This window comes from Pseudomonas sp. GM60 (genome assembly GCF_000282415.1).
Classification (GTDB): domain Bacteria; phylum Pseudomonadota; class Gammaproteobacteria; order Pseudomonadales; family Pseudomonadaceae; genus Aquipseudomonas; species Aquipseudomonas migulae.
Genome location: NZ_AKJI01000092.1, coordinates 14,316 through 31,128, shown reverse-complemented (window position 1 = coordinate 31,128; position 16,813 = coordinate 14,316). Strand labels below are relative to the sequence as shown.

Here is a 16,813-nt window from a genome sequence, read left to right as displayed (position 1 = left end):
CACACCGAGCTCTTGTAGGAGCCAGCTTGCTGGCGATCCAGGCAACGCGGTGTACCAGTAAAGACGCCATCGCCGGCAAGCCAGCTCCTACAGGTGAGTGCGGCGAAATGCAGCCAACACGTGAGTTAGAGCTGTATGAACAAAATGGAATATGAAAGTGAATAAAAGATATTGTTCGGGAATAAAAAATCCCGGTATTGTCCGCTTCACGCCAGCGATAGCACTTCACTGGCACTCGTACTAAACAAGCCGTCGTCGATGACGACCGTGATTTTCGATAAGGACACTGCATGAAAAAGGTTCTGTTGTTCACCGCATTGGCGGCTGCCCTGACCGCGGGCCTGGCCCAGGCTGGCGAGAAACTGGTAGTTGCGGCGACCCCGGTCCCACACGCCGAGATTCTGGAACTGATCAAGCCAACCCTCGCCAAAGAAGGCGTGGACCTGGAAATCAAAGTGTTCACCGACTACGTTCAGCCAAACGTACAGGTTGACCAGAAGCGTCTGGACGCCAACTACTTCCAGACCCTGCCGTACCTGAAAAACTTCAACGAAGGCAAAGGCACCAACCTGGTGACCGTGATCGGCGTTCACGTTGAACCGTTCGGTGGCTACTCGAAGAAGTACAAAAAACTGGCTGACCTGCCAAACGGCGCGACCATCGCTCTGCCGAACGAAGGCAGCAACAGCGGTCGTGCTCTGCTGCTGTTGCAGAAGGCTGGCCTGATCGAGTTGAAAGACCCGAAAAACGCTTTGGCTACTCCGAAAGACATCGCCAAGAACCCGCACAACTTCAAGTTCAAGGAACTGGAATCGGCCATGTTGCCGCGCGTTCTGGACCAGGTTGACCTGGACCTGATCAACACCAACTACGCGCTGGAAGCAGGTCTGAACCCGGCTAAAGATGCGCTGGTGATCGAAGGTGCTGATTCGCCTTACGTGAACTTCCTGGTGGCTCGTCCAGACAACAAGGACAGCGTAGCTATCCAGAAACTGGCCAAGGCGTTGACCAGCCCGGAAGTGAAAGCCTTCATCGCCAAGAAATACAGCGGCGCAGTACTGCCGGCGTTCTGATTGGACGCAGCATCAAACCCCTTCAAGGTTTCGAACGCCGACGGCTAGCAATAGCGTCGGCGTTTTTTATTGCGCGTGCACATTCCAAATGTAGGAGCGAGCCTGCTCACAAAGGCGGCACTCTTGTAGGAGCCAGCTTGCTGGCGATTCAGACAACGCGGTGTATCAGGCCGGACGCCTTCGCGGGCAAGCCTCGCTCCTACAGGGGATAGGCGTGTGCCGAAGGCTTAGGCCGCCCTGGCCTTCAACGCCCTGCGCAACGCCACCAGCAGCTTCACGATGTCTTGCGGATCAAGCCGTTGCGGTACTTTTACGTCAGCCATGTTCTCTTCCTTGTGATGGTTCGGCCGGGAGTCTGGCCAAAAGCTGTGCGTCCTTGGAGGGCTATTCCGAAAAAAAGATCCTTCCTACAGCGAAAAGGAAAATAGTCGTCTTCCCCCTTCTCGGCAAATTCACCGGATAGTTTTTTGCGTGATATCAATATGCTTTAACGGTATTTAAATTCAGGTTCTTATGCCTTTAAAGTCGGTGCCTGCCGGGAGGTTATCCACCGCCCATGGACTGCGCCACCGTCGCTTACCGAGCGGCGTCCAGGATGTTCAATGAATTTCGATTACGCTTTTATCCTCAGCACCCTGCCGGCGTTTCTCAAGGCCGTGGGCGTGACGCTGCAGGTCGGCTTCATCGCCATCGGCACCTCGCTGCTGGTGGCCTTGATCAACGCAACGATCCTGGTGTTCCGCACGCCTTACCTGCAACGCCTGGTCGGGTTGTACGTAGAACTGGCGCGCAACACGCCGCTGCTCATTCAACTGTTCTTCGTGTATTTCGCCTTGCCGGCGCTGGGCATCAAGGTGTCAGGCTTCACGGCGGCGATTATCACCATGACGTTCCTGGGCGGCGCTTACCTCACGGAAGTGCTGCGCGCCGGGGTGGATGCGGTGCCCCAGGCGCAGCTCGAATCCGGTCGCTCCATCGGCTTGTCCCACGGGCAATTGCTGCGCTACGTGATCCTGCCGCAGGCCGGCATCCTCAGCCTGCCGTCGCTGTTCGCCAATTTCATTTTCCTGCTCAAAGAGACCACCGTGGTCTCGGCCGTAGCGGTTCCGGAAATTCTCTACACCACCAAAAGCTACATCGCGCTCTACTACAAAACCTACGAAATGCTCGCCGTGCTGACGCTGATTTGCGTGCTGCTGTTTTTGCCGCTGTCGTTGCTGCTCAGCCGTCTGGAAAGGAGGCTCCAGCATGGCCAGTTCGGGTCTTGAGTTGCTGTGGGTGTCGTTGCCGCAATTGGGCAAGGGCGCTGCGCAAACCCTGTCGATCTCTTTCCTGAGTATCGCCATCAGCACCGTCGGCGGTGTGCTTTACGGCGTTTTGCGTACGCTGAACTCGAAATGGCTGAACGCGATTTTGCGCGTGTATCTGGAGCTGTTCCGGGCGATCCCGGTATTGGTCTGGTTGTACCTGCTGTTTTTCGGTCTGCCGATTTTCTTCGGCCTGAGCATTCCGAGCTTCTGGTGCGCGGTGCTGGTGCTGTCGCTGTGGGGCGCCAGCGAGGTCGGTGAAGTGGTGCGCGGCGCCTTGCATTCGTTGCCACGCGGCCAGCGTGAAGCGGGCCTGTCGATCGGCTTGAACGGCCCGCAACTCTACGGCTACGTGCTGCTGCCCCAGGCGTTGAGACGCATGACCCCGCCGACCATCAACGTCTACACGCGGATCATCAAGACCAGCTCCCTGGCGGTGCTGATCGGCGTGGTGGACGTGATCAAGGTCGGCCAGCAGATCATCGAACGCACCTACGAATCGGTGCTGATCTACGGCGCGCTGTTTCTGTTTTTCTTTTTCATCTGCTACCCGCTCTCGGCCGCCTCGCGCGTGCTGGAGCGGCGCTGGACGCAAGCATGAGCGCATTGATCGAGTTCAAGGGTTTCAACAAGTTTTTCGGCGAGCAACAAGTGCTCGACGGCATCGACCTGAAGGTGAAATCAGGCGAAGTGATCGTCATCCTCGGCCCCAGCGGCTGCGGTAAAAGTACCCTGTTGCGTTGCCTCAACGGGCTCGAAGTTGCGCACAGCGGCAGCCTGACATTTGCCGGCCGAGAGTTGCTGGATAAAGGCACCGACTGGCGCGAAGTGCGCCAGCAGATCGGCATGGTGTTCCAGAGCTATCACCTGTTCCCGCACATGAGCGTGCTCGACAACCTGCTGCTCGGCCCGGTCAAGGTGCAAAAACGCGAACGCCGCGAAGCCCGGGATCAGGCCGAAACCTTGCTGGCGCGCGTGGGCCTCTCGGACAAGCGCGACGCCTTTCCTCGCCAGCTCTCTGGCGGCCAGCAGCAACGCATCGCCATCGTCCGTTCGTTGTGCATGAACCCCAAGGTCATGTTGTTCGATGAAGTCACCGCCGCCCTCGACCCGGAAATGGTCAAGGAAGTGCTGGAAGTCATTCAGGGCCTGGCCCGCGAAGGTATGACGCTGTTGATCGTCACCCACGAAATGGCGTTTGCCCGCGCCGTGGCTGACCGCATCGTGTTCATGGATGCCGGGCGAATCCTTGAGCAAAACCCTCCCGAGATTTTCTTTACGAACCCGCAAACCGCACGAGCGCAGCAGTTCCTGGAGAAGTTCTCCTACGTCGCCGCACTACCCAAAACGACTCAAACAAAGGAACTGGAACTGCCATGAAAACTGCCAAGTCTTCTCTACTGTTACTCCCGTTGCTCGGCCTCGCGTTGCTGGCCGGCTGCAACAAAACCGAAGAACCCGCGAAGCCGAAAGTGGCCAGCGAAAGCACTGCGCCGGCCAGCTACCTGGACAAAATCAAGGCGCGGGACAAGTTGATCGTCGGCGTTTTCACTGACAAACCGCCGTTTGGTTTCGTCAATGAAGCGGGGCGTTACGTTGGGTTCGATACTGACATCGGCCGCCAATTTGCCAAGGATCTGCTCGGCGATGAAAACAAGGTCGAATTCGTCGCGGTGGAACCGGCGAGCCGGATTCCGTTCCTGCAAAGTGACAAGGTCGACCTGATCCTGGCCAACATGACCGTGACCCCGGAGCGCAAGGAAGCGGTGGACTTCACCAATCCAAACCTGAAAGTCGCAGTACAGGCATTGGTGCCACAGGCCAGCGAAGTGAAAAGCCTCGATGACCTGGCGACCCGCACCACCATCGTCACCACCGGCACCACGGCGGATATCTGGCTGACCAAGAATCACCCGGACTGGAAACTGCTGAAGTTCGAGAAAAACTCCGAGTCCCTGCAAGCCCTGGCCAACGGTCGTGGCGATGCGTATGCGCAGGACAATCTGGTGCTGTTCAGCTGGGCCAAGCAGAACCCTGGCTACCGCGTGCTGGATCAGAAACTCGGTGCAGAAGCGCCGATTGCACCGGCGGTGAAGAAGGGCAATATCGAGCTGCGTGACTGGGTGAACGCCGAGTTGGCGAAGCTGGGTGAGGAGAAGTACTTGCTCAAACTGTACGACCAATATGTGCGCAAGGAATTGAGCGATGACACCAAGCCTGAGAGCGTGATTGTCGAGGGTGGGAAGTGGCAGGGGTGATGTTCTGAAAGATGCGTTGATCTTTCGATCGTCTTCGCGAGCAAGCCCGCTCCCACATTAGACCTTGTCCGTTGGGGCAACGCGGTCAACTGTGGGAGCGAGCCTGCTCGCGATTCGGTTGATCGGTCGTCGTTCAATCCGGCCAATACCACGTCGACACACCTAGCAGTTTTGCTAGGTGTACGAACTCCATTTCGGGTGCAAGCTAAGCACTTCACGGGGAGGGTAGCCTGGATGAGCGCGTTAAAATCCACGGTGTGTCGCTACCGCTACGACGCTCTGGATCAGTTGGTTGCCATTGAACGTTCGGGGCAGGAAAGGGTGCAGCGGTTTTACCGACGAGACCATCTGGTGACTGAGCTGCAGAGAACCTCCAGCAAGAGCGTGTTCCAGCACGAAAGCCAATTGTTGGTACTGCAATCGCGTCAGGGCAATGGCATTCACAATCGGATGCTGAGCACTGATCGGCAACGTTCGGTCTTGCACGTCACCGATGCTGCCGGGTCGATACCACAAGTCTATGCGCCGTACGGCAACCGATGGGTTGATAGTGATTCCGGCAGTCTCCTTGGGTTTACCGGCGAAGCAGTTGACCCATTTACCGGTCATTATTTGCTGGGCAAAGGTCATCGAGCGTTCAACCCGGTATTGAGGCGCTTCAATAGCCCGGACCGGCTGAGTCCATTTGCGCGGGGAGGGTTGAATCCGTACGCGTATTGTCTGGGGGATCCGGTGAATTTCAGTGATCCGACGGGACGGGCCGCCGCGAAAGACTGGCAACCATGGCTGTTCGTTGCCTTGTCAGTCCTGAGTCTTGTTTCGAGTGGGGTTGGGCTTTTCTCGGCAAGGCTCTCTATCAAAAGTTCAAAAATCAATGGTAAGCCGGCTTCTGCATCGTTCTCGAAAACAGCCAGGTATGCAGGTATGACGGGGGCTGCGACGGGATTAGCGGGGGCTGTGGCGGGGGTGGCGAGATCCACAGTGTCTGCCACGGATCCGGATAATTCCGCTTTGGATCCTCTGCTCATCGCAATGGCCGTTTTTAGCGCATTGTCCTTTGCGGCTACAGCTACTTCAGTGTCTTACAGCTCTCGTGCTTACAAGATAAACAGAGCTGAAGCCGTGATATTTGCCCACAGCGGAAGAAAACCAAAACCGTATAGAAACCCTCAAAGTAATGCGCGGTCAGATCCGCTCTCTCATTTTCGCCGCCGTACCTTTTAGATCCGCACATACACTCGGCCACTCAATCCGGCCAATACCACGCCGGCTCATCCAGCATCCGCTGCCCGACAATCCCGGTCTGGCCCAGATTTTTCTCCAGCACGATGCAATTGCACTCGGGATCTTCCTGTAGCGCCGAAATCAACCGCCGGGCATGGGACACCACCCACACCTGACACTGCTCCGACGCGCGGATAATCAAGCGCGCCAACGCCGGCAACAGGTCCGGGTGCAGGCTGGTTTCCGGTTCGTTCAGCACCATCAGTGTCGGTGGGCGCGGTGTCAGCAGCGCCGCCACCAACAGCAAGTAGCGCAACGTCCCATCGGACAACTCCGCCGCCGACAACGGCCGCAATAACCCTTCCTGATAAAACTCGATGGCGAAGCGGCCTCCCGCCAGCGGCTCGATATGCAGACGCGCACCGGGAAATGCATCGCTGATGGCGTTGCGCAAAGCTTCGGGGTCGCCAATCTCGATAATGGTCTGCAACGCCGCCGCCAGGTCTCTTCCGTCGTGGTGCAGCACCGGGGTGCGGGTGCCCAGCTGTGGCTGACGCACCGGCGCGTCGGCGTCGCTGCGAAAGTGATCGTAGAAGCGCCAGCGGCGGATGAACTCACGCATCTCCAGCACCTCCGGCGAGGTCCGCAAGCTGCCAACCTGATCGAACAGGCTGTCGAAAGTCGGCGTGTGCTGAGCCAGCACGTCCCAGCTGCGGTTGGCTCGGGTGCGGATCATCGGGCCGTCGCGATCCACCAGCAGGCTCGCCGGACGATAATGCGCCCCGGCCCACAGGCATTCACGCTTGATTTGCGGATCGAGGCTGAACCGTGACGCAATGGGGGTGCTGTGCCCGGGCAACATGAAATGACCGTTGGAATCGGGCAGCCCCAGGCTGATCGAGTAACCGAAGTCGTCCCCGGCAAACCCCAGGCGCAGGCGTTTGACGCCGTGGCGAACGGTCGCCTCGATCGGCACTTCGCCGTTGCGCATGCGCCGGGTGATGGTTTCAGGTCCCGCCCAGAAGGTCGAATCCAGGCCGCCTTCGCGGGCCAACGCATTGACCACGCCGCCCTGAGCGGTTTCCGCCAACAGGCGCAACGCGCGGTAGAGGTTGGATTTGCCACTGCCGTTCGGTCCGGTGATCAGGTTCAGACGACCCAGTGGAATCACCAGTTTATTGATCGAGCGGTAATTGGCCACCGCGAGGGTTTTGAGCATGGGAAGCTTCCTGCTGCACTGCGTGGTCCGTCAGTTTGCCTCATTATCGAAAACACTGAGATCCCCCTGTAGGAGCGAGCCTGCTCGCGAAGGCGGTGTGTCAGAAAAAGAGAAATTGAATGTTGATCCGCTTCGCGAGCAGGCTCGCTCCTACAGAGAGTGCAGCAAACCTGTGCACCTGTTGAACCCTGTTCTAAGCTCACAGTCGTATCGCCATTGGCACGTTCGTACGACGCAAAGGAGTCTGCATGGCTGGTCCCGGATTGAAAAGAGTGGTTGGCCTGAGTCTTCTTGTCCTGCTGGGGGCTTGCGGGGAAAAACCCCAGGTCGAAAAGGATCGTCCGCGGGTGTTCGTGCAAGTCGTCAACGCCGCGAATTACGCCGCGTCCGTGACCCTCACCGGTGATGTTCAGGCGCGCGTCCAGACAGAGCTGTCGTTCCGTGTCGGTGGCAAGATCATCCAGCGCTCGGTCGATGTCGGTGACCGGGTGTCGGCCAAGCAAGTGCTCGCCAGGCTCGACCCAAAAGACCTGCAAACCAATGTCGACTCGGCCCAGGCACAGGTCGTCGCCGAGCAGGCGCGGGTCAAACAGGCCGCCGCCGCCTTCGTCCGCCAACAAAAACTCCTGCCCAAGGGCTACACCAGTCAAAGCGAGTTCGACTCTGCCCAGGCCGCATTGCGCAGCAGCCAGAGCGCGCTGACGGCTGCCCAGGCGCAACTGGCCAACGCCCGTGAGCAACTGAGTTACACCGCGCTGATCGCCGACGCGCCGGGAGTGATCACTGCCCGGCAGGCCGAAGTCGGCCAGGTGGTGCAGGCCACGATGCCGATTTTCAGCCTGGCGCGCGACGGTGAGCGCGACGCGGTGTTCAACGTCTACGAGTCGCTGCTGACAGAGGATCCTGAGGGCAAAACGATTGTGGTGAGCTTGCTCGATAACCCGGCCATCAAGACCACGGGCACGGTTCGGGAAGTCACCCCGGCCGTTTCCGCGCAGACCGGTACGGTGCAGGTCAAGGTCACCCTTAACGGTCTGCCGGAAGGCATGCAGCTTGGCTCGGTGATCAGCGGCACGGCGAAGACACCGAGCAAATCCGCAATCGAACTGCCATGGTCGGCACTGACCAAAAACCTCAGCGAACCGGCCGTGTGGCTGGTGGATGACGAGGGCAAGGCGCAATTGCACACGGTGACGGTGGGTCGTTACCTGACCGGCAAAGTCATTATCAGCGATGGCCTGAAGGGCGGCGAAAAAGTCGTCATTGCCGGCGGTCAGTTGCTGCACCCCGGCGTCAAAGTGGAAATCGCCGAAAACACCTACAAGGATTTAGCTGCGGGAGCCCAGCCATGAAGCGCGTGTTGCTGGTGTTCGCCGGAATGCTGCTGGTGGCCTGCTCGAAAGAAGAACCGCCGCCAGAGCCGGTGCGTCCGGTGCTGTCGATCAAGGTCCAGGCGCTGGGCGAGGAGAGTCTCGGCCGCTTCGCCGGCAGCATCCAGGCCCGATACGAAACCAATGTCGGCTTCCGCGTACCGGGGCGCATCGCCAGTCGCAACGTCGATGTCGGCGCCGAGGTCGAGAAGGGCGCCTTGCTCGCGACCCTCGATCCCACCGATCAGCAAAACCAGCTGCGCTCGGCTCAGGGCGATCTGGCGAAGGTTCAGGCACAACTGATCAACGCCCAGGCCAACGCCCGGCGTCAACAGGAGCTGTTCGATCGCGGGGTCGGTGCGCAGGCGCAACTGGACATCGCCCAGACCGATCTGAAAACCACTCAGGCTTCCCTCGATCAAGCGAAGGCGGCGGTCGATCAGGCCAAGGACCAACTCGATTATGTCGAGTTGCGCACCGACCACAAAGCCATCGTCACCGCGTGGAACGCCGAAGCCGGGCAAGTGGTGACCGCCGGCCAGCAAGTGGTGACCCTGGCGCAGCCGGACATCAAGGAAGCGGTAATCGACCTGCCCGACACGCTGGTGGATCAGTTGCCTGCGGACGTAGTGTTTCAGGTCGCCGTGCAACTGGAACCGAACATCACCACCACCGCCATCGTCCGCGAAATCGAACCCCAGGCCCAGAGCGCTACCCGCACCCGGCGCGCCCGCCTGACCCTGACCGACACACCGCCGGGTTTTCGCCTGGGCACGGCAATCAGCGTCACCCTCAGCTCCGCGATCAAGCCACGAATCGAGTTGCCCCTGACCGCGCTGCAAGAGGTTGATGGCAAATCGCGAATCTGGGTCATCGACCCTCAGACCCAAACCGTTTCCCCGCGTGACATCAGCCTGATCAGCCGCACCGATTCCACCATGGTCCTGGCCAGCGGCGTGAAGTCCGGCGAGCGTGTCGTGAGTGCCGGTGTGAACAGCCTGAAGCCTGGGCAGAAAGTGAAAATCGATGAGGACAGCCCACAATGAAAGGGAGTTTCAACTTATCCGAATGGGCCCTCAAGCATCAGTCGTTTGTCTGGTATTTGATGTTCATCGCGCTGCTGATGGGCGTGTTCTCGTACATGAACCTCGGCCGCGAGGAAGACCCGTCGTTCACCATCAAGACCATGGTCATCCAGTCCAGCTGGCCGGGTGCGACCCAGGAAGAAACCCTCAAGCAGGTCACCGACCGCATCGAGAAAAAGCTCGAAGAACTCGATTCCCTCGACTATGTGAAAAGCTATACACGGCCCGGTGAGTCCACGGTCTTCGTGAACCTGCGCGACACCACCAGCGCCAAGGACATTCCGGAAATCTGGTACCAGGTGCGCAAGAAGATCAACGACATTCGCGGCCAGTTCCCCAAGGGCCTGCAAGGGCCTGGGTTCAACGACGAATTCGGTGATGTGTTCGGTTCGGTGTACGCCTTTACCGCTGACGGCTTGTCGATGCGCCAGTTGCGCGATTACGTCGAGCAGGTTCGCGCCGAGATTCGTGAAGTACCGGGGCTGGGCAAGGTCGAGATGGTCGGCGAGCAGGATGAAGTGCTCTACCTGAACTTCTCAACCCGCAAACTGGCGGCGCTGGGGATCGATCAGCGTCAGGTCGTGGATAGCCTGCAATCGCAAAACGCCGTGACGCCGGCCGGGGTCATTGAAGCCGGTCCCGAGCGGATTTCCATTCGCACCACCGGGCAGTTCGCGTCCGAGAAAGACCTGGAAAACGTCAACCTGCGGCTCAACGATCGCTTCTATCGCCTGGCCGACATTGCCGACATCAGTCGGGGTTATGTCGACCCGGCGACCCCGGAGTTTCGCTACAACGGCCATCCGGCCATCGGCCTGGCCATTGCCATGAAGAAGGGCGGCAACATTCAGGATTTCGGCAAGGCGCTGCACCAGCGCATGATCGACCTGACCGCCGATTTGCCGGTGGGCGTCGGTGTGTACAACGTTTCCGATCAGGCCGCCGTAGTGGAAAAAGCCGTTGGCGGCTTCACCAGCGCGCTGTTCGAAGCGGTGGTGATCGTGCTGGTGGTCAGCTTCGTCAGCCTCGGCGTGCGCGCCGGGTTAGTTGTGGCGTGTTCTATTCCGCTGGTACTGGCGATGGTCTTCGTCTTCATGGAATACAGCGGCATCACCATGCAGCGGATTTCCCTCGGCGCGCTGATCATCGCCCTCGGCCTGCTGGTGGACGACGCGATGATCACGGTCGAGATGATGGTCACCCGGCTGGAGATGGGTGAAACCAAGGAGCAGGCGGCCACGTTCGCCTACACCTCGACCGCGTTCCCGATGCTCACCGGTACGCTGGTGACGGTGGCCGGTTTTGTACCGATCGGCCTGAACGCCAGTTCTGCGGGCGAGTACACCTTTACGCTGTTCGCGGTGATTGCCGTAGCGATGCTGGTGTCGTGGGTTGTCGCGGTGTTGTTTGCGCCGGTGATCGGCGTACACATCCTCAGCGCCAACGTGAAACCTCACGATGAAGAACCTGGACGCATCGGTCGCGCCTTCAATTACGGCATGCTCTGGTCCATGCGCAATCGCTGGTGGGCCATCGGCATCACCATTGCCTTGTTCGTGGCGTCGGTGTTTTCCATGCAGTTCGTGCAGAACCAGTTCTTCCCGTCCTCGGACCGGCCGGAGATTCTCGTCGACCTGAACCTGCCGCAAAACGCTTCGATTGCCGAAACCCGCAAAGCCGTCGACAAGCTCGAAGCAACGCTCAAGGACGACCCGGACATCGTGCGCTGGAGCACCTACATCGGCGAAGGCGCGATCCGTTTCTACCTGCCGCTCGACCAGCAATTGCAAAACCCGTACTACGCGCAATTGGTCATCGTCAGCAAGGGCCTGGAATCGCGAGAAGCCCTGAGTCAGCGTTTGCGCGAACGCTTGCGCAAGGATTTTGTCGGCATCGGCAGTTATGTGCAGGCGCTGGAAATGGGCCCGCCTGTCGGGCGGCCGATCCAGTACCGGGTCAGCGGCAAGGACATCGACCAGGTGCGCAAACACGCCATCGCCTTGGCCACCGAGCTGGACAAGAACTCGCACATCGGGGAGATCATTTACGACTGGAACGAGCCGGGCAAAGTCCTGCGCATCGACATCGCCCAGGACAAGGTGCGGCAACTGGGGTTGTCGTCGGAAGACGTGGCCAACCTGATGAACAGCATCGTCGTCGGTGCGCCGGTGACACAGGTCGATGACGATATCTACCTGATCAACGTCGTGGGCCGCGCGGTGGATGCCGAGCGCGGTACGCCGGAAACGTTGCAGAACCTGCAGATCGTCACGCCCAGCGGCACCTCGATCCCGCTGCTGGCTTTCGCCACCGTGCGTTATGAACTGGAGCAGCCGCTGGTGTGGCGCCGCGACCGCAAGCCGACCATCACCATCAAGGCTGCGGTGCGCGACGAGATTCAGCCGACCGATCTGGTCAAGCAACTGAAGCCGGAGATCGACAAATTCGCCGCCGCTTTGCCGGTGGGCTACAAGGTCGCCACGGGCGGTACGGTTGAGGAAAGCGGCAAGGCCCAAGGGCCGATTGCCAAGGTGGTGCCGTTGATGCTGTTCCTGATGGCGACCTTCTTGATGATCCAGCTGCACAGTGTGCAGAAGCTGTTCCTGGTGGCGAGCGTCGCGCCGCTAGGCCTGATCGGCGTGGTGCTGGCGCTGATTCCCACCGGCACGCCGATGGGCTTCGTGGCGATCCTGGGGATTCTGGCGCTGATCGGCATCATCATCCGCAACTCGGTGATTCTGGTGACCCAGATCGATGCCCTGGAGAAAGAGGGGCTGTCGCCGTGGGATGCGGTGGCGCAAGCCACGGAACACCGTCGCCGGCCGATTCTGCTGACGGCTGCGGCGGCGAGCCTGGGGATGATCCCGATTGCCCGGGAAGTGTTCTGGGGGCCGATGGCCTACGCGATGATCGGCGGCATCATCATCGCGACGTTGCTGACACTGCTGTTTTTGCCGGCGCTGTATGTGGCCTGGTACAAGATTCGCGAGCCGAAAAAAGAGGCGCATTAAGGTCGAGCGCTGCGCGCTCATCGCTGGCAAGCCAGCTCCTACAGGGGATCGCGTCCATCAGGACAACTCGGTCTACTGTAGGAGCTGGCTTGCCAGCGATGGCGTCCGACCTGCCTACACCGGCTTACGCCAGACACTCGCCAACCAAGGCTGCTGCTCCCGAGGTAGCCCCGCCGGCCGGTAGTAATGCTCCAACTCCACAAACCCCGCCGCGGCCAGCAAACCCTGCCACGCCAGAAGATCGTGATAAGCCCCATACCGCGGCCCATTCCACCCCTCCTGATTCTCACCACGCGGATTGGAACTGAACAACACCCCACCCGGCCTCAACGCCCCGCGCAATTCCTTCAACACCCGTGGCAATTCCTGACGCGGAATGTGAAACAGCACCGCGTTGGCAAAAATCCCGTCAAAGCGTTCAGTCGGCAAATCAAGCTTCAGAAAATCCTGCTGCCACACCTCGCAACCACTGTCTTCACGCGCCATTTGCGCAAACTTTTCCGAACCGTCGAGGCCGACCGCGGTGTGGCCCATGCGCGTGAACGTCTGCAAATCCCGGCCCGGCCCGCAGCCAAAGTCGAGGATGTCGAAGGGCGCCTCACCCTGAATATGCCGCAGCAGCGCATCAATGTTCTGGCTGACATCGTGATCACGCGTCCCTTCGCGAAAACCTTCGGCCACCGAGTTGTAATGACCGAGTGTGGTGGAGGTGATTTTCTCAAGGTCGTCTGGGGTTTGTTTCATGGCGGGCTGCGCAGGCAATTGGGATTCGCCGAATATACGCCATCAGGTTCGGGGCTGCTTCGCAGCCATTCGCGGGCAAGCCTCGCTCCTACAGGTTTCACACCGTCCAGAAGATCACGCGAACCCTGTAGGAGCGAGGCTTGCCCGCGAAGGCGATTTAACTGTCGACCGATTATTCAGGCCGGTTTCCGGTGTGCTTCATCCCCAAACACTCAATGGACCGGTCAACCATTGCCTTGGCAATTTCCAGCAAATGCCAAATAGAGAACACCATGGCCCTGTCGGCACCTTTCAGTTGATCGCCACACCGATAGGCGGTCACCGAGGCGCAGCGCAGAAGGTCGGCGACATAGAGTTGCGTGTCCTCGAAGTTCACGTCCTGGCTGACGTTGTAGAAGCGCAGTTCATCCGGTGCGCCGGTATGTTCGCGGGTGAGGTAAAAATCAATTGCATGGTAAAGCGCTGAACGTCCTTTAAGCGGATCGTCGTTGTCTTTGCTTGAGGTTTCGGGAGGTGGATCGGGGACTGGTTTTTTCACTTGTGTTGCTCCTATTGATGCATGGGAGCCGCCACTTTTCGCCTACTAAAACGATGGGTGGCGGCTGCGCGCAGGTTAGTAGACCGGTCAATAGGCAAACCGGCGCACCCAAAGGTGCCCCACGCACAGCCACCATATTCAGCATCCGGCAAATTGCCAGACATGATCATGAACACGCTATGCACCTATCGATCCGGGCTACTAATCCCGATCACTGATGAGCAGTGACGGACCGAGACTAGCCAGCGGATTTACCAGGCGCAAGCGTGCGGAATCATCTAGGAAACGTCCTGCAAATGAAAGGGATTGGCCTTGTAGGAGTGCTGATTTCTCTGTGGGAAAACTTCCAGATTTGTAGTGGATTTCCTACAGCTAACCTTGATTCAGCGCTTGTTCAACCCCCGAGCCAACCGATCCCCACCCAACTGAATCACCGCCACCAACACCACCAGCAACACAATCACTGTCAACATGATCTGGCTATCAAACCGCTGATACCCATACCGATACGCAATGTCCCCCAACCCACCCGCACCAATCGCCCCGGCCATGGCCGACGAGTTGATCATGGTCACCAAGGTGATCGTGAAACCACCGACAATCCCCGGCAACGCTTCAGGCAACAGCACATGCCAAACGATGTGCCAACGTCGGCATCCCATCGCTTGCGCGGCCTCGATCAAGCCGTAATCCACTTCCCGCAAACTGACTTCCGCGATGCGCGCAAAGAACGGCGTGGCCGCAATCGTCAGCGGCACTACAGCGGCCCAGACACCATAAGTGGTGCCGACGATGAGCCGGGTAAACGGAATCAACGCCACCATCAAAATCAAAAAAGGAATCGAGCGAAACAGGTTCACGAACCCACCCAAGGCGCGGTTCAGCGCCGGTGCTTCGTAGATCCCGCCCTTGGAGCTGGTGACCAGAATCACCGCCAGCGGAATCCCCGCCAGCAGCGCAATCAATGACGACACGCCAACCATCAAAAACGTGTCGATGAAGCCTTGTAGCAACCGATCAAACCACATAACCCAGCACCTCCACCTGTTGCGCCCAGTTGCTAGCGCGTTGACGCAGTTCTTCCGCGCCCAGCGACGAGCCGGTCACCGCCAGCAGCAATTGCCCCAGCGCATGGCCCTGAATCCGTTCCACGCCACCTTGCAGCAAGCGCACGCGACCGCCGAGGGCGGCGAACAGCGCTGCCAGATCCGGTTCGTCGGTGGCGCTGCCGGTGAATTGCAAACGCAGGACTACGGCGGCGTCGGACGACTGTGGTTGCGCCTGGAGACGACTTTGCAGCTCCTGCGGCAACGCGTGTTGCAACGGCGCCAGTAAGGTTTTGCTGACCTCATGCTGCGGGTTGCCGAACACTTCCCACACCGGGCCTTGCTCGACGATGCGGCCATGCTCCAACACCACGACGCGGTCGCAGATGTCGCGGATCACCGCCATCTCGTGAGTGATCAGCACGATGGTCAGGCCCAGGCGCTGATTGATCTCGCGCAGCAGGCCGAGGATCGATTGCGTGGTCTCCGGGTCCAGCGCCGAAGTGGCTTCGTCGCACAACAGAATCTCCGGGTCGTGCACCAGCGCGCGGGCGATGCCGACGCGCTGTTTCTGCCCGCCGGAAAGCTGCGCCGGGTAGGCCTTGTGCTTCTCTTGCAGGCCGACCAGTTCCAGTAGTTCACGAACTTTCTGCTCGCGTTTTTCCTTGGGCACGCCAGCGACTTTCAGCGGCAACTCGACGTTCTGCCAAACCGTCTTGGCCGACATCAGGTTGAAGTGCTGGAAGATCATGCCGATGCGCCGACGCAGCGCCACCAGGCGGTCTTCGTCGAACTCGCCGATGTCCACTTGATCGATCAACACGCGCCCGGTGCTGGGTTGTTCGAGGCGGTTGATGGTGCGGATCAGCGACGACTTGCCGGCGCCGCTGCGGCCGATGATGCCGAACACTTCACCGCGCTGGATGGCCAGGTCTATGCCGTGCAGCGCCGCCACCGGACCTTGCTGACCGTTGTAGGTTTTGCCCAGGCCGATGAAGCGCACGTGAGCACGGTTCAGGTCGGGGTGCAGTTCGGTCTGTTTAGCTTGCTGAGGCTCTGGAATATCCAGTCGCCGTTGGATCGCGGCCGTCATTCTCAGCTTTCCCAACCGGCTTGATAGAGTTTGCCGTGGGCCTTATCCAACGCTGCGCGAACGGCTGGCGAATGCTGGTAGATGTCGACGAATTTGATCAGGCGCGGGTCGGCTTTGTTTTTCGGCTGGATCACGAACTGGATCACGTATTCCTTGTGATCGAGGCCGTCGAACAGCAGCGCGGAACCGGCATCGAATGTCTTCGCCAGGCGGATGTAAGCCGGGTAGCCCTGCACCAGATCGGCGTCGTCATAGGCGCGCACCAGTTGCACCGCTTCGACTTGCAGGATTTTGATCTTCTTCGGGTTGGCGATGATGTCTTCTTCGGTAGCCTTGTAGCCGACGCCTGGCTTGAGCGTGATCAGGCCGGCCTTGGCCAGCAGTTGCAGGCCGCGACCGCTGTTGATCGGGTCGTTGGCGATGGCGACGCTGGCGCCTTCCGGCAGTTCGTCGAAGCTTTTGTATTTCTTCGAGTAGAGGCCGACGTTGTTGATGATGCCCGGCGCGAACGGCACCAGGTCAAAACCGGCGGCAGCCTTGGCGTTTTCCAGGAACGGCACGTGCTGGAAGTAGTTCACGTCGATGTCGCCGGCGGCGAGGCTGACGTTGGGCGCGATCCAGTCGGTGAACTCGACGAGTTCGACTTTCAGGCCTTGTTTGTTGGCTTCTGCGACGGCGGCTTCCAGCGGGATGGCGAAGGCGGCGGTGGTGCCGACTTTCAGCGGCGCGTCGGCGGCGAAGGTGATGGAGCTGAAGAGGCCGAGGGCCAGGGCCAGTGCTTTGACTGGGTGAGAGAGGTAGTTCTTGGTCATGATGTTTTTTTCCAGTCAGTGCATAAGTTTTGG

At 59.5% G+C, this 16,813-nt stretch carries 15 protein-coding genes; 9 read left to right on the top strand and 6 right to left on the bottom strand.

The genetic code is table 11. The annotated features are described in order from the left end of the window. Positions 1-290: 290 nt before the first annotated feature. The 6 genes from PMI32_RS07405 (at position 291) to PMI32_RS29995 (ending at position 5,862) form a co-directional block, all read left to right on the top strand. Positions 291-1,073 carry a MetQ/NlpA family ABC transporter substrate-binding protein gene (locus PMI32_RS07405; protein ID WP_008032521.1) on the top strand — a complete coding sequence of 261 codons (783 nt, stop codon included), beginning with the start codon at positions 291-293 and terminating at the stop codon, positions 1,071-1,073. A gap of 602 nt (positions 1,074-1,675) precedes the next feature. Beyond that, entirely contained in the window at positions 1,676-2,341 is a 666-nt protein-coding gene (locus PMI32_RS07410; RefSeq protein WP_008032519.1) for an amino acid ABC transporter permease, read from the top strand. Further along, positions 2,322-2,981 carry an amino acid ABC transporter permease gene (locus PMI32_RS07415; protein WP_008032518.1) on the top strand — a complete coding sequence of 220 codons (660 nt, stop codon included), beginning with the start codon at positions 2,322-2,324 and terminating at the stop codon, positions 2,979-2,981. Before PMI32_RS07410 ends, PMI32_RS07415 begins: the two co-directional genes overlap by 20 nt. Then, positions 2,978-3,760: an amino acid ABC transporter ATP-binding protein gene (locus tag PMI32_RS07420; RefSeq protein WP_008032517.1), complete on the top strand. Its 783-nt coding sequence runs from the start codon at positions 2,978-2,980 to the stop codon at positions 3,758-3,760. The genes PMI32_RS07415 and PMI32_RS07420 overlap by 4 nt, the downstream gene beginning before the upstream one ends. Beyond that, positions 3,757-4,638, top strand: coding sequence for a transporter substrate-binding domain-containing protein (locus tag PMI32_RS07425; RefSeq protein WP_008032516.1), 882 nt, complete (start codon positions 3,757-3,759; stop codon positions 4,636-4,638). The genes PMI32_RS07420 and PMI32_RS07425 overlap by 4 nt, the downstream gene beginning before the upstream one ends. 234 nt (positions 4,639-4,872) lie before the next feature. Beyond that, on the top strand, positions 4,873-5,862 hold the full coding sequence (locus PMI32_RS29995; protein WP_008032514.1) for an RHS repeat-associated core domain-containing protein: 990 nt from the start codon (positions 4,873-4,875) through the stop codon (positions 5,860-5,862). A 22-nt stretch (positions 5,863-5,884) separates the two neighbouring features. On the opposite strand, the gene PMI32_RS07430 is transcribed toward PMI32_RS29995, so the two are convergent. Beyond that, entirely contained in the window at positions 5,885-7,081 is a 1,197-nt protein-coding gene (locus tag PMI32_RS07430) for an AAA family ATPase (protein ID WP_008032511.1), read from the bottom strand. A 248-nt stretch (positions 7,082-7,329) separates the two neighbouring features. Between PMI32_RS07430 and PMI32_RS07435 the strand changes: the two genes are divergently transcribed. The 3 genes from PMI32_RS07435 to PMI32_RS07445 are packed head-to-tail and all read left to right on the top strand — an operon-like array spanning position 7,330 to position 12,547. Continuing rightward, the gene (locus tag PMI32_RS07435) at positions 7,330-8,433 is read left to right on the top strand and encodes an efflux RND transporter periplasmic adaptor subunit (RefSeq protein WP_008032509.1); all 1,104 of its coding nucleotides are present in this window, start codon (positions 7,330-7,332) and stop codon (positions 8,431-8,433) included. Continuing rightward, positions 8,430-9,497 (top strand): efflux RND transporter periplasmic adaptor subunit, encoded by a 1,068-nt coding sequence (locus tag PMI32_RS07440; protein ID WP_008032507.1) that lies wholly within the window; start codon positions 8,430-8,432, stop codon positions 9,495-9,497. Before PMI32_RS07435 ends, PMI32_RS07440 begins: the two co-directional genes overlap by 4 nt. Further along, positions 9,494-12,547 (top strand): efflux RND transporter permease subunit, encoded by a 3,054-nt coding sequence (locus tag PMI32_RS07445; protein ID WP_008032505.1) that lies wholly within the window; start codon positions 9,494-9,496, stop codon positions 12,545-12,547. The genes PMI32_RS07440 and PMI32_RS07445 overlap by 4 nt, the downstream gene beginning before the upstream one ends. 114 nt (positions 12,548-12,661) lie before the next feature. On the opposite strand, the gene PMI32_RS07450 is transcribed toward PMI32_RS07445, so the two are convergent. The 5 genes from PMI32_RS07450 to PMI32_RS07470 form a co-directional block, all read right to left on the bottom strand. Continuing rightward, positions 12,662-13,291, bottom strand: coding sequence for a class I SAM-dependent methyltransferase (locus PMI32_RS07450; RefSeq protein WP_008032504.1), 630 nt, complete (start codon positions 13,289-13,291; stop codon positions 12,662-12,664). Between the two features lie 172 nt (positions 13,292-13,463). Beyond that, a complete protein-coding gene (locus PMI32_RS07455) occupies positions 13,464-13,829 on the bottom strand; it encodes a DUF6124 family protein (protein WP_008032502.1) in 366 nt (121 codons plus the stop codon). Positions 13,830-14,212: 383 nt separating this feature from the next. Next, positions 14,213-14,857, bottom strand: a complete 645-nt coding sequence (locus PMI32_RS07460; protein WP_008032501.1) for a methionine ABC transporter permease — start codon at positions 14,855-14,857, stop codon at positions 14,213-14,215. After that, complete coding sequence (locus tag PMI32_RS07465; protein WP_008032497.1) at positions 14,847-15,968, bottom strand: methionine ABC transporter ATP-binding protein; 1,122 nt, start codon at positions 15,966-15,968, stop codon at positions 14,847-14,849. Before PMI32_RS07465 ends, PMI32_RS07460 begins: the two co-directional genes overlap by 11 nt. A 2-nt stretch (positions 15,969-15,970) precedes the next feature. Further along, complete coding sequence (locus PMI32_RS07470) at positions 15,971-16,780, bottom strand: MetQ/NlpA family ABC transporter substrate-binding protein (protein ID WP_008032494.1); 810 nt, start codon at positions 16,778-16,780, stop codon at positions 15,971-15,973. Positions 16,781-16,813 lie beyond the last annotated feature (33 nt).